Source organism: Flavobacterium cryoconiti (genome assembly GCF_048158645.1).
GTDB classification, from domain to species: Bacteria; Bacteroidota; Bacteroidia; order Flavobacteriales; family Flavobacteriaceae; genus Flavobacterium; species Flavobacterium cryoconiti.
In genome coordinates this window covers 1-13,191 of sequence record NZ_JBLNKW010000020.1, presented here as the reverse complement: position 1 = coordinate 13,191, position 13,191 = coordinate 1, and the positions used below count along the sequence as shown (strand labels likewise).

Here is a 13,191-nt window from a genome sequence, read left to right as displayed (position 1 = left end):
ATTGTAAGCTAAATTTGGAGAATTGATGTTCGAGAATGTTCCTGTTACAGCTCCTTCTGAAATGTCTCTATGCAAAGGATCACTAAAGCCAGTTTCTGGCGCATGGCAAGAAGCACACGCTTGACCGATTGGATTGGAGAGGTTTTTATCAAAAAAAATCAGTTTTCCAATTGCTGTTTTATTGCTAATAACGGGCACATATTCTAAATCATCAGTACAACTGGATAGCATTATCATGGTTATAAAGCTTATTGAAAAGTATTTTTTGCTCATTTATTTAGAATAATTAAAAATAATGACGCAAATATAAAATTCCATTTTCAAACTACCAAGCTTATTTAGACTAAATGTTAATAGTGTTTTAAATTAATTTTAACAATGTTGAATAGTAGTGTTTTATAAGAAAAAAATTGAAACAACATTTACAGTCAAATATTATAGATATATGCAAACAAAAGATCATAATTAATTGTTTCACTAAGCCTTGATTTGATGTTGTTGTCCAATCGTTGACAGGTCTATTTTATTTGTTTTTATTCTTTCATTAATTTTTTACAAATGATGTGCGAATAAGAATGGTTTATTAAGTTAAATTGTATTTTATAATTAATTCGATTGTTTAATTCTTCAGTGGTGGTCTATCACTAGTTGTGACGTATTTTTTATGAGAATATTTTGAAAGAGGGGAAGCCTTATTATTTCATTAAAATTATGTTGTATTTTTGGTAAGGCAAACTTAACGTAAGACTTAGGCGAGGGAATATTAGAGAATAATCATATAAAAAATGAACTTTAAAATAAAGAATAATATAGACAAATTTGGGACAGTTGGACTTTTTCTAACAGCGATTTTTTCTCCTTGCTGTTTTCCACTTTTTGCGTTTGGTGCTTCAGCACTTGGACTTGGAAGTTTTGAACTATTTGAAGCTTGGACAATGTGGATTTTTCAGGCAATGGTTTTGATTTCAATTGGCGGAATTTATATTTCGTACAAAAAGCATAAATGTTTATATCCATTATTAATTGCAATTCCTAGTGGGATAATTATATTTTTCGCTTATTATTTCAGCAAATCCGAAAATTCAACTTATATAATTTACGTAGGAATGTTTGGGCTTTTTATTGCAACAATCATAAATTATTACCAAAATAAACTGCACGGAAGTTGTCAAACTTGCGGTATATACGATGGAAAAATGGTTGAATTAAAATCGACAATTACTTGTCCTAAATGTGGATATAAAAAAGACGAAATGATGCCGACAAATGCGTGCGAATTTTTCTACGAGTGTGAAAATTGTAAAACGACATTACGACCGTTAGAAGGAGATTGTTGTGTGTATTGTAGCTATGGAGCTGTGAAGTGTCCACCCATTCAAGTTGGTTCCGGTTGTTGTTAAAAAAATAAGTAATTAATAGTAAGAAAATGAGTCTTGTTTCTAAAAAATAATAATATAAAATGGATACTATATAGGCTAAACCTTTGATAAGATTTTAAAAATGAGGTTATATAAAGTAAAGACATACTTTATATAAATTAGTTGTAACAGAATCACTATTTATTAGGATTGGTGTCAGTCTTCAATAAAAACACATTCAGAGTGAACTAATATAGTTAAACTTTCTCTTGTTAAAACGTTATCATGGAGTAGAAAATCTTTTATACAATATCTTAGTTTTGCAATAGACTCTGTTTTTAATTCTTCGGTATAGCATTCCTTATTTTTAGCTTTCGAAAATACATATATGATTTCATCCGCTATTATTTCTTTTTCAATTGAGTTTTTTTCAGAAAGTAATTCGATTATTTTTTTTATAAAATTGGATTTATTTGACATAAATAAGTTTTAATTGAGCCAAACAAATATAAGGAAATAATCAGTGAAATGTAAATAAGCGATTGTATTGTAGTGCAAACTGTTAAACAATTAGTATAGAACCAAAAAGGAAGCCTTTTCAAAGGCTCTTCGATTGTAGCTTCTGATTTATCATTGATCAACGCGTACCTTTCGTCATGAACTGACTATTTGAATCAGCTTTTCTTTTAAGATAGTTTTACTTAAGTGATTAATTAAAACCCGACCGCGCTGATATGCCCCAATCGTCAGAGCAGTTTTTAAACTGTGCCCACAAGAGTGACCAAATTAGGATTGATTTTATCCGCTTACAATCTGGGTCGGTTTTTTAATCTGATAGAGCAAAATCTACTAAAACAATATCTACGAAGTATTCCTTATATTTTGGGGTTCAAATTGCTATTTTTAACGCTTTTTTATGGTTCATTTTCTTTTACAAGCCATCAAATGACTTTTTCTGAAAAGAATTTAAATTATAGTTAAAATCCCATATATTTACTTTCTGACTAAAAAAAATAAAGCTCGTTTGGAGTTTTTTATTCCGACACTTCGGAAGTACTGGCTGTATGCTTAATTGTAGAATTACGTATGAGGGGAGTAAATTAACAGGTAAGTAAAGTAACTAATACAGAAACTGACATGAGTTCTATACCGACATCCTCAGACCTCCTTTACTTTATCGAGCGTGGATCAGGGCAACCGCTTTTGTTGGTGCATGGGCTAATGGTTACCGGTGATATGTTTGAGCCGGTTATCGAGCATTTCGCAACGCGACATCGTGTAATCGTTCCCGACCTGAGCGGTCACGGTCAGAGCCGTGGATTGCCTCCTCCTTATAATGCGACACAGCAGGCAGCTGACCTATCTCGTTTGCTCGATCATCTCGGTATCAAATCAACCGCTGTACTTGGTTACTCCCATGGGGGTACAATCGCACAACAACTGGTTCTTGACTATCCTAACCGATGCAACCACTTGATACTGACTTGCACCTACGCCTTCAATTTGGCGACCTTTCGAGAGAAGCTCGAAGGCCACCTCGTGCCGTTTTTTATACGTGTCCTGGGAATGAAACGATTTGCGAAGTTTGTCATTTCACAGGGCTTGCAACAGCTTGACAAGGAACATGCCGACTGGATTCTTGGTCTCATCGCAGATCAGGACAGAGACTTGATGCTATCGGCATGGAAAGAAACGATGGCGTTCGACAGTAGACAACGCCTGGCTCAGATCAAATGCCCGACACTTATCATGGCCGCCTCAAAAGATGAAGCGGTACCACTTCACCACGCGAAGATGCTCCACGAGGGTATCATGGGTTCGCAACTGGTCATTGTTGCTGGAGCGAATCACGCACTCATTTGGTCACATACTGACGAGTTCATCCAGATAGTAGACAAATTCCTCGCAACATGATTGAGTAGGACTCTCAAGTATCAGAAGAGGTGGGACTATTCTAAAAATACCGCAACCATGTAGGCTATTAGTATAAAACATATTAGTTAAATTACCGGTATAGCAGTAAAACAGGAAGATGTAACAGTATGTTTTAGGGTTTTTATAGAATTTATATGTAATTTACTGCTATAACAGTAAAAAAATAGTTTTTTAATAATAAAATGCTGTTTTGTAACATATATTTGTTTATTTTTACTGCTAATACGGTAAAATATGGATGATTTTAATTTAGGTCTCTTCATAAAAGAGCATCGTAAACTAGCGGGATTAACACAATTAGAATTGGCTGATCTGGCAGGAGTAGGGAAGACTACAGTTTTTGATATTGAGAAAAATAAAGAAACGGTTCGTTGGAGTATTCTTTTAGCGGTACTAAAAGTATTGAATATTGAAGTGCAATTTAAAAGCCCAATCAATAAATAGTCATGAGAAAAGCAATAATATTAGTTCACGATAAAAGGGCTGGAGTATTGATTGAAAATAGCGTTGGCGGCTATCAATTTACCTATGATGACAATTATGAAGGAGAACCGGTCTCATTGACGATGCCACTAACCAATAAAAAATATTCGTTTATAAAATTTCCTTCTTTTTTTGAAGGGTTACTGCCAGAAGGTATCATGCTGGAAGGGCTTTTGAAAATCGGTAAAATTGATAAAAACGATTATTTTTCCCAACTTATAGCTACAGGAAATGATTTGGTAGGTGCAGTAATGGTAAAAGAATGCAAAGATGAATAGATGCCCAATAACGTATGAATTATGTGGCACTGAAAAATACAGTGAAAAAGGACTTCGACTGATTGCTCCTAAACTTACTGCATTGCATGATTTGCCATTTACTGCAGCCGAACAAAGACAAGAAGCGGCTAATCGTGCAAAGAAATTGTCTATTCAAGGGGTGCAGCCAAAATTAAGTGCTGTGATTTCGGTTGTAAATCAACAATTTGAAATCGTGGATCAGTTGGGGAACTATATTATAAAACCGCAAAACGATATTTTTCCGGAACTGCCGGAAAATGAAGATGTAACGATGAAAATGGCAAAAGTATATGGACTGGAAGTACCTTTGCATGGATTGATTTATTCAAAAGATGATAGTCTTTCTTATTTTATCAAACGATTTGACAGATACAGCAAAGGGAAAAAATATGCCACGGAGGATTTTGCACAATTAACGGGTAATTCAAGAGATACGAAGTACGATTACACTATGGAAAAGTTAGTCAAAGTAATTGAGGAGTACTGCACTTTTCCTGCAATAGAAAAAGCTGATTTCTTTAAGCGAGTTTTATTCTGTTTCATAACAGGCAATGAAGACATGCATTTAAAGAACTTTTCAGTAATTACAAAAGCCGGAAAAACAACCTTGGCCCCAGTGTATGACTTTTTAAATTCTTCTATTTCCATTAAAAATCCACAAGAGGAACTGGCTCTTTCACTTAAAGGCAAAAAGAGTAATTTCAAAGCAACGGAATTAATTGACTACTACGCAAAAGAACGTTTACAACTTAATGACAAGACAATTGCTACCATTTTATCTGATATGAATAAAAGCCTCTCCCGATGGGTTGAACTTGTAGAAATATCTTTTTTATCAGATGCCATGAAAGAAAAGTATCTGAAGTTGATGGATAATAGGATGAAGAGATTTTGATAATTCTTCTTATAGTAAGGTTTCCTATAACATTTTGAATAATTTAATTTGTTGAAAATTTTCAGAACAAAACATGGAGCATACATAAAGCATAGATAGAGTATGGATAGTGTATAGATAATGCATACTAAGTTTTGTATTGTTCATAATCAAACCAGTATCCACAGTAGGCATAGTGGTTCCTATTTAAAAGTGCTCAATTACATTGTATCATAATACTGCTGCAAGCGGCAAATACATTAAAAGAATGAAGTTAAAGAAAAGTGCTGGAATACTTTTATATAAAAGATTCAATGATCAATTGTTTGTATTGCTAGTGCATCCCGGCGGTCCTTTCTGGAAGAACAAGGATTTAGGACATTGGTCCATACCAAAAGGGGAGTTTAGTGAAGATGAAAATGCATTTGATGCCGCTATCAGAGAATTTGAGGAAGAAACAGGCACTCGTTTAGAAGGGGATTTTATAGCACTTTCTCCTGTAAAATTAAAATCGGGTAAAGTAGTGTATGCTTGGGCTTTGGAAAAAGACATTAATGGTGATACTGTAGTAAGTAATACTTTTGAGATGGAATGGCCTCCAAAGTCAGGGACATTAAAAAGCTTTCCTGAAATAGACAGAGCGCAATGGTTTACAGTTGATGAAGCATTGGAGAAAATCAATGAGGCAATGGGGGATCTAATTTTGCAGTTGCTAGAAAAGATTTAGCGTTGAGGGATGGGCAGATTACAAAGGATGATAAAAAAAGCCCTCTAGAAAATCCAGAAGGCTGATAATTGAAAATGAATTTATTTTTTTGATTCTTCTACGGAGACTTTTCTAAACTCTTTTAGGAGTTTTTCTATTTCCAAAGTTGATTTACGAGCTCTTGGCCCGGCAGCTTTAACACCCTTCTCAATTAGTGATTCAGATTCTGTTTTAAATGTTTCAATTTCGGCGTTGATTTTTTCGATTAAATCTTTCATGATAGTGCTTTATTAAATTAGGGTGTAAAAATAGATTTATTGTCTGAATTTGAGATAATAAATTTCTGTTAAATTCTCTTTTTTTTAGGAGCAGTTGCGGTATGTTATTCAATAGAGACGGGTGATAATTAGTTATAAGCTACTTAAGGGTGATTGCTCGATTTTAATTTTTTAAGCTATCAGTTTTCTAAATACCCAATTTTTACCTGTTCTAACAGTTTTACATTCTCTTCGATCATATTTTTAAAAAACTCAGCCATAATTTTGGCGATATCACTGGAATGAATATCAATTGTGTTTTTCTTTAATATCTTTTTTATCCTGAGGAATAGGTATTCGTTTAACTGAGCAATTTTACCCATGTCTCGTCCTAAGACTCTTGCGGCAATCCATTGCAGATCGATATCCTTATCTCCAAAAAGATCGTTATGGTTTTCATATATCTCGTCAGCATACATATCAAAAAAATGCTTTAAAATTTTGCTAATGTCTTTGATATCGTCGCGTCTTATTTCGGGACGTTCTTGAAAAGCAATCAATTTAAGCAGTACAATACCGGACAAGGTGCAGAATTTAAAGCGGTGTTTTTCTTCGAGTTCAGCTTCTGGAAGTCCAGAATCATATATCTCTTTTAAACCACGCATATTGAGACTAGTAAGTCCAGTGCATTCAACCGTTACATTAGATGGTTTAGCTTATATTTCACCAAAAGGCATCAAATCATTTGTATGATGTTTTTCCATTTAAGTACAAAACCATTGCCCTTGTAAGGGATGAATCCTTCTACATTGATGAGATATTCTCTCAGATCGGCATAGGTGTTTTGTCATTTATAAAAACGGCAAAATCGATGTCTCCAGTAACTCTGCTGGGAGGTATATCGTTTATGGCAGTCATCCAAACATCTCGTGCTACAGCGCCTACGAGATAAAAGTCTATTCCATATTTATTCAACTCATTTTCTAATGCGGTAAGCATTTCTGAAATATGAGGCTGCTGTTGTAATTGTTTAAAACTGATTTTGTAAATACTCATCGTATATTTTTTGTGAGGTTTCTGTACACCTCCGGTCTCCTTTATTTATTAAATCGGAATAGGCTAGGAGCGGATGTACGGTGTTTGTGTTTTCTTGTTCGTCTGTCCAAAACTGTTTGAATACTTTAATATTGCCTTTTAAGTCTGGAACGAGGCGGTAATTTTTCATTAAATCGCTTGTTTCTTCGTTGGTGTATAGGGTAAGTTCCTCAGGACGTAAATAATTGGTGAGAAGATCTCCTGCCGGTTCGCCACCCCAGATTGTTTTTCCATTTTTAAGGGGAATGTCTTTCCAGTTATAAAAATCGTCTTTATTGAGGAAACGAAATGTTCCTATCGCTAAAGTTGGCTTTAGGCGCTTTTCATATTCTAGTACCCATCTATCTAACAATTTTTTCTTGTTCTCCATCTGGAGTTCATTCTTGGTCAGCTGTATTAAAAAACCTTCCTCTTTTAAACCATTGAATATGGTGTTTAAAGTACCAATTCCGGTATCCGTTAATTCAGCAATTTGGCGATAGGTTTTATTGATACAATCCTTAATTAGGAATTGATAAATCACTTTTAATCCTGTTTTAGTAAAAGCTCTATTTGTTGTTTTATTTTTTAATTCAATAGGAGTATTACCATCAATGTAGAGATAGATGTCATCTCTATTCAGGAATATATTACCATTAGCTTCTAGATAGGCAATATTTCTCTTGCGTAGCTCCTCCTTTATCTTCGGAAATATACGTTGTGCGACAATAATAAAAGGATTTTTTGTAATAGCGAATTCTTCTATTTTAGCAAGATGTATGTTTCTAAGTTCTTTTTTAATTTCGGCATATAGTCCTATATTATGTTTATTCAAGTGCAGGAGTAGTTTTCCATCAATAGCATTGTCATTGTTGAGTTCTTTCCACTCCACATGGATAGTGCCGCCCTTTTGGATATTATTTATAGCGTACTGTATGATTTCTTTTTCATTCATTTGTTCATTTATTTATATTGTTCACGAAAACGTGAACGACGATAATTAATGAACAAATATATTGTTATTATCATTACTAACAATAGCTACTTTATTAAATCCATTCTTGATTTAATAAAGTAGTAACACTATAACTTAATCAAATAATTTTTTTGTTTTTGAATTTGATGAAATAAAAAGAGAATTATTAAAAGAACGGGTGGAAGGCTATAATTTGAATACCACTGTAAATTCCTGTATAATAGTTTTGACATTGTCTACAGTTTTGTTCTAATTGGTAAGAATTGACTTATGCTTCTTTACGATATTGTCAGTTTTTATAAAAGGATGAGTAGATAATATTCACTCTTAAATTATTAAAAGATTATTTCTAATGTTGTACCGCTGTCTATACTTGAATTAATTTTCAATTCTCCGTTTAATGTTTTTGTTCGGTCTTTTATATTTTTCAGTCCAATACCGTATTTTACTTTTTCTGGATTAAACCCGATACCGTTATCCCAAATCCGAATGGTTATTTTATCGGCGGTTTTCAATAGCATTATATAGCATCTTTCTGCTTTTGAGTATTTATTGATATTCTGAATAGCTTCTTGTATGATGCGGTAAATATGTATTTTATTAGTACTTGAAACCAATGACCAGTCAATGTATTTATCCACTGATACGTCAAATTTTGTATTATTTTGGTTTTTTTGCGATTCTACTAAAGTTGTTATTATCTCCGGTAAACTTTTGTCTTCAAAAAGTAGGTTTTGTGTCAAATCATGCGAAACTCTTCTGATTTCGTTCTCCGCTTTTTCTAATTCTGTCACTAATTGCTGCTTTTTTTCGGCAGCATTGGGGTCTAATTGAATTAAATTAAAACGAGTCGTAAAAATGCTATTTACTATCCCATCATGCAATTCCATGGCTATTCTGTTTCTTTCCTCATTGCGCGCTTTTTCGGTTTCAGATTGTTGCGCTAACATTAGCTGATATATTCTTTCGTTAGTCGCTTGTTGTTCCTGAATAGAAAGCAGTTCTTTATTTTTTGATTTTAGACGGTATATAATGAAAAACACAAAGAAAAACAGCATTATCATTGATGCTACCCCAATAATGTATGTATTTCGTTTTGATAATATTTGATTTTTTTCTTCAACTAAATCAGTTTCATATGCAATGCGGGCAAATTTATTTCTAGTTATTCTTTCGACTTTTTGTAAGCTGTCGTCAATTCTTATATATTCATTAGTATAATACGTTTTATTTTTGATGTCATTTTCCATTAATAATTTCAACGATTGAAGTGTTAATTCGCTGTATTTTATTTTTCGCGATAAAGCAAATCCCTCTCTTATATTGGTTAAGGCTTTTATAGTATCTTTTTTGAAAAGAAAATATTGTCCTATATTAATTTTATTGGATATTAGAATAGGTTTTATATCAAGACTGTCACTAACTTTTAATGATGCGATTAATATTTCATATACACCATCGTAATTACCTGTTTTCATTTTTGAATAGCCAAGATTATCTAATAACATACTGTAATATCTTGGGAATTCTTTTTTTAATTTTTTTGTTTGTAAACCTTTGTTATAAAAACGTATAGCTTCAGTATATTTCCTCATTTTTTCATAGACTCTTCCAATGTTGTTGTAACAGTTTATTCTGTTTTGTAATATTTTATCTGTGGGGTATTTTTCTTTTTCCAGAATATCTTGTTGATTTAAAGCTAAATAATAATAGACTAACGATTTTTTATTGTTGTTTAATCCTTTTAGAGAAATAGCAATTTGATTGTAGCAATTATACATTAAATCAGTTCTGCCGATTTTGGATAGTAACCGCAATGCTCTTACCGTTTCGCTTTCGCTTTCCGCATAATTTCCCGTTTCTAAAAGAACACTCCCTTTCAAAAGAGATGATGTGCCCAACATTAACGAATCATTTAGAGTGATATATAATTTTTCGGCTTTATTATAATAGCTAAAAGCACTATCGTATTGTGATTTATCATAGTGATAATTTCCTATGTAATACAATGATTTTGCAGTGTGTGCAGTGTCTTTTTTTAAGTTTGCTAACTCAAAAATTTCTTTTGTTGCTGTTTTGTACTTTTCCAGCTCATCTAACAAATAATATTTATTGATAACTTTAAAGAGTAAGTTTCTGTTAATAGAATCATTTTCGTGTTTTAATAAATAATGATTGAGAGTATCCAATGCATTTATCTTTTCAGAAGCTTTTATATTTAAAGTATCTATACTATTTAAGAGAGTGAGAACTCTTGTTTTATATCCTGCATCTGCTTTTTTTTGACAACCTATTATAAGTGTAAGGATTATAAAAAGCCAAAGTATATTGTGTTTTACTTTCAATTTTTGTTACATTTTAAATTGTCATCAAAAATATATATTTAAAACCAGATAATGTTTTTTATTATCTGGTTTAAAGCGTGTATAATTAGGGTCTTGGAGGATTTACCCCATCTATTGCTGATTGATTTGCCGGCGAAGTAACTTGGTTTTGGGTTTTAAGAATTTCATTATTAGAATTCTCAACACTGTCTGCAGTACAAGACGACATTAAAACAATAGCCGCAACGCAGCCCATAGCAATTAATAGCTTTTTCATAAAAAATGTTTAAAAAATTAGAAAATTGTTTAACTGGCACTGATCCAAAATGGAGTGCCTTTTTTTAAGAAAAGCTGGGAAATAGCTGTTCTGAAATATTGAGAATGACACTGCTTTAAAAGCAGATTTTCCCCATTCTCAATATTTGTTTAGAAGCTTCTGATGCATTATTATTGAGGCAAATTAACAGGTAAAAACGGGGGTATTTTTAAAATATCAAGAGGTTATAGTGAACCTGTTGAGTACAGTAGTTTAAGGAGGAATCTAAATGGTGAAACCCTATATTTTGAATATTGTAAAGAATAGAATCAGTTAAATATGGACTGGAAGATGGTAGTTTATGGGAACTAAATATTGATCTTTCGGATTATGGCGTCAATATTATCTCTGTAAGTAAGTGAGAAGGGCAAGATTTCATTATAATTGAGATAACATTTAGATTTACTAAAATGGATGCGTGAAACATGATTAATATTAACGATATAACTTTTATGAATCCTTAAAAAATAGAATGGTAAAGTGGCTTCAAAATGCTTTAATGTTTTATAAGCATTAACTATTTTGCCATTATACAATTGAATGTCTGTTGTGTTGTTATCTGCTTTTAAATAGGCTATGTCTTGTAGGGATACAAATTGATAATCACTATAGGATTTAATACAAATCGTTGTAATGCTGTTTGGCGGGTTTCTTTTTTCAAATTTAAAAAGGCTTTTCCCCAGCTGATGTATGTGCAAGGGCATTAGTATATAATCAGAGAAACCTGATTGAATCGCCGTAAGAGCATAATCCGGAGTTGAAGCCAATGCAATAAAATATGGCATTGTATCTAAATATTGAAATGATTCTTTTATAGTTTCAAAAAATAAATTCGTGTCATTCGATTTAATGGGAATTTGAACTATTATGAGCTGTGGTTTTAGTTTTATAATTTGATTTATTACCGTTTGATTATCTTTGACAATCCCAGCGCAAAAATAATTAGGGAAATTTTCGAAAAGCTCTAAAGTTTCCTTAACAGCAGTGCTATTATCGTCAATAATGAGAAAAGAAAAACGCATAGTATCATACTAAAAATAAGAGGAGTGCAATCTAGATAAGAACCAATTTCTTTTGTTGCAGAAAAACTGCCTATTTTGTTAAAGTTAAATAGCCCAATTCATGAATATATTTATAGTAGACGATCATCCCATGACTGTAGAGGGATATGTTAATGCCCTTTTAGCAGCTCCTTTTGGATTATGTAAACCCGTTTTCACAAAAGCGCATAATTGTGAGGAAGCCTATACTATCTTGTCAAGAACATCTTCTCCCAAACAACTATTTGATATAGCCATCATTGATAAAGGCTTGCCGGGTTATGAGGTTAAATCTATTTTATCTGGCAGTGACTTAGCTATTTTGATACGAGAAAAGATGCCTAACTGTAAAATTATTATGATTACTGCACATACTGAAGTTATCATCGTGTATGACATCGCTAAGAAAATACGACCTGAAGGACTCATCATAAAAAATGATATAACTCCAGAGAAATTGCAGCAAGCTGTAATGGAGATAATGCAAGGCAATCAATACCAAAGTCCTATGGTAAAAAGCTGTATCAATGAAATATGGAAAAAGGAATTAATGATTGAAGATCACAATCGTCAAATCCTTTTGTATTTGTCAAAAGGATTTAAAATAAAGGAGTTGGAGGGAATTATTCACCTTACAACAAGCGCTATCCAAAAACGCATCATCCGAATGAAAAAAGTCTTTGAGGTTACTGATGACTCAGGCTTAGTGAAAGAGGCCATTAAGCAAGGATTTATTTAGAACCACTTCGTAAATTTTAACATGTTTTACTTATAAACAACCTTTTTTGTTAAAGGTTGTTTTGGCTGTATCTACATTCCATTTCTTCTTTATATGTTTGGTAAAAATTATCTTACATTGTTATTTTCTAAGAAACTAAGTGCACGTGGTTGATTGAGGAGGATGATCGTGAGAATAATTTTTAAAATAAATGTTTAATAACAAAATTTAAAATTATGAAATTAGAAAAATTGACCTTAAAAAATAAGGTGCTTTCAAAAGAAGCTATGACAATTACTTTTGGAGGCTATACTGTTTGCGGTTCTAATTGTGTTTGGTCATCAAACGGAAATGCTGACTGTGGAGATTCCTCTTTCGATTAACCTTTAATTATTCAAATTATGAAATTAGAAAAATTAACCTTAAAAAATAAGGTGCTTTCAAAAGAAGCGATGACAATTACATTTGGTGGTTTTACTACTTGTGGAACTAATTGTACAACTACATCTCAAGGAACTTCTGATTGTGGAGATGGATCCTTTGATTAGTTTTTAAATTATCTAAATAGAGGTGTAAAGTGGTTATTCGACATTTTAATTTATGTTTCTTAGATATTCTATTTGAAAAACGTTTAATTTTTGAATGACAGAAGTTTTACTGATTGAATTGCAACTTATTTATATAAGAAGTTCAAAAATCAAGAACTTGGTAATAAGTGGAAAAACCGGTCAAATTGACCACCACTTTCCAGTGTAAATTGACCACCAGTTCCGGAGCAAATTGACCACCACTTTCCAATCCAAATTGACCACCTAATTTCGGGGTAAATTG

General features: G+C 32.5%; 17 protein-coding genes and 1 pseudogene. 9 read left to right on the top strand and 9 right to left on the bottom strand.

Annotation, left to right across the window (positions count from 1 at the left end):
- A partial coding sequence (locus ACM55H_RS17800; RefSeq protein ID WP_416837796.1) for a cytochrome-c peroxidase occupies positions 1-273 on the bottom strand: 273 nt, incomplete at its 3' end.
- Between the two features lie 512 nt (positions 274-785).
- Here ACM55H_RS17800 and ACM55H_RS17795 point away from each other — a divergent pair.
- Together ACM55H_RS17795 and ACM55H_RS17790 are read left to right on the top strand one after the other, a co-directional pair.
- Positions 786-1,130, top strand: a pseudogene (locus ACM55H_RS17795) (MerC domain-containing protein); the annotation flags it as partial.
- A 66-nt stretch (positions 1,131-1,196) separates the two neighbouring features.
- Positions 1,197-1,400, top strand: coding sequence for a GDCCVxC domain-containing (seleno)protein (locus ACM55H_RS17790; RefSeq protein ID WP_416837797.1), 204 nt, complete (start codon positions 1,197-1,199; stop codon positions 1,398-1,400).
- Between the two features lie 174 nt (positions 1,401-1,574).
- Here the strand turns inward: ACM55H_RS17790 and ACM55H_RS17785 are convergent, their stop codons facing one another.
- Positions 1,575-1,838 (bottom strand): hypothetical protein, encoded by a 264-nt coding sequence (locus tag ACM55H_RS17785; RefSeq protein ID WP_416837795.1) that lies wholly within the window; start codon positions 1,836-1,838, stop codon positions 1,575-1,577.
- Between the two features lie 657 nt (positions 1,839-2,495).
- On the opposite strand from ACM55H_RS17785, the gene ACM55H_RS17780 reads away from it, so the two are divergent.
- The 5 genes from ACM55H_RS17780 (at position 2,496) to ACM55H_RS17760 (ending at position 5,676) form a co-directional block, all read left to right on the top strand.
- Complete coding sequence (locus ACM55H_RS17780; RefSeq protein ID WP_416837794.1) at positions 2,496-3,272, top strand: alpha/beta fold hydrolase; 777 nt, start codon at positions 2,496-2,498, stop codon at positions 3,270-3,272.
- Positions 3,273-3,527: 255 nt separating this feature from the next.
- Positions 3,528-3,737, top strand: coding sequence for a helix-turn-helix domain-containing protein (locus ACM55H_RS17775; RefSeq protein WP_416837793.1), 210 nt, complete (start codon positions 3,528-3,530; stop codon positions 3,735-3,737).
- 2 nt (positions 3,738-3,739) lie between these two features.
- Positions 3,740-4,054: a HipA N-terminal domain-containing protein gene (locus tag ACM55H_RS17770; RefSeq protein WP_416837792.1), complete on the top strand. Its 315-nt coding sequence runs from the start codon at positions 3,740-3,742 to the stop codon at positions 4,052-4,054.
- Entirely contained in the window at positions 4,047-4,970 is a 924-nt protein-coding gene (locus ACM55H_RS17765; RefSeq protein ID WP_416837791.1) for a HipA domain-containing protein, read from the top strand. Before ACM55H_RS17770 ends, ACM55H_RS17765 begins: the two co-directional genes overlap by 8 nt.
- Positions 4,971-5,217: 247 nt before the next feature.
- A complete protein-coding gene (locus ACM55H_RS17760) occupies positions 5,218-5,676 on the top strand; it encodes an NUDIX hydrolase (protein ID WP_416837790.1) in 459 nt (152 codons plus the stop codon).
- Between the two features lie 80 nt (positions 5,677-5,756).
- Here the strand turns inward: ACM55H_RS17760 and ACM55H_RS17755 are convergent, their stop codons facing one another.
- The 7 genes from ACM55H_RS17755 to ACM55H_RS17725 all read right to left on the bottom strand — a co-directional run bounded on the left by ACM55H_RS17755 (position 5,757) and on the right by ACM55H_RS17725 (position 11,624).
- Positions 5,757-5,933: a histone H1 gene (locus ACM55H_RS17755; RefSeq protein ID WP_116761021.1), complete on the bottom strand. Its 177-nt coding sequence runs from the start codon at positions 5,931-5,933 to the stop codon at positions 5,757-5,759.
- Positions 5,934-6,112: 179 nt separating this feature from the next.
- The gene (locus tag ACM55H_RS17750; RefSeq protein ID WP_416837789.1) at positions 6,113-6,577 is read right to left on the bottom strand and encodes a hypothetical protein; all 465 of its coding nucleotides are present in this window, start codon (positions 6,575-6,577) and stop codon (positions 6,113-6,115) included.
- Positions 6,578-6,737: 160 nt separating this feature from the next.
- Complete coding sequence (locus ACM55H_RS17745; protein WP_416837788.1) at positions 6,738-6,968, bottom strand: hypothetical protein; 231 nt, start codon at positions 6,966-6,968, stop codon at positions 6,738-6,740.
- A complete protein-coding gene (locus ACM55H_RS17740) occupies positions 6,943-7,941 on the bottom strand; it encodes a type IV toxin-antitoxin system AbiEi family antitoxin (protein ID WP_416837786.1) in 999 nt (332 codons plus the stop codon). Before ACM55H_RS17740 ends, ACM55H_RS17745 begins: the two co-directional genes overlap by 26 nt.
- 356 nt (positions 7,942-8,297) lie before the next feature.
- Positions 8,298-10,307, bottom strand: a complete 2,010-nt coding sequence (locus tag ACM55H_RS17735) for a tetratricopeptide repeat-containing sensor histidine kinase (protein WP_416837785.1) — start codon at positions 10,305-10,307, stop codon at positions 8,298-8,300.
- Positions 10,308-10,392: 85 nt separating this feature from the next.
- Positions 10,393-10,563: a hypothetical protein gene (locus tag ACM55H_RS17730; RefSeq protein WP_416837784.1), complete on the bottom strand. Its 171-nt coding sequence runs from the start codon at positions 10,561-10,563 to the stop codon at positions 10,393-10,395.
- A gap of 347 nt (positions 10,564-10,910) precedes the next feature.
- Positions 10,911-11,624 carry a LytR/AlgR family response regulator transcription factor gene (locus ACM55H_RS17725; RefSeq protein WP_416837783.1) on the bottom strand — a complete coding sequence of 238 codons (714 nt, stop codon included), beginning with the start codon at positions 11,622-11,624 and terminating at the stop codon, positions 10,911-10,913.
- 100 nt (positions 11,625-11,724) lie between these two features.
- Here ACM55H_RS17725 and ACM55H_RS17720 point away from each other — a divergent pair, with 100 nt between their 5' ends.
- Both ACM55H_RS17720 and ACM55H_RS17715 read left to right on the top strand, forming a co-directional pair.
- On the top strand, positions 11,725-12,381 hold the full coding sequence (locus tag ACM55H_RS17720) for a response regulator (protein WP_416837782.1): 657 nt from the start codon (positions 11,725-11,727) through the stop codon (positions 12,379-12,381).
- 215 nt (positions 12,382-12,596) lie between these two features.
- Complete coding sequence (locus ACM55H_RS17715) at positions 12,597-12,743, top strand: hypothetical protein (RefSeq protein WP_416837781.1); 147 nt, start codon at positions 12,597-12,599, stop codon at positions 12,741-12,743.
- Positions 12,744-13,191: the final 448 nt, after the last annotated feature.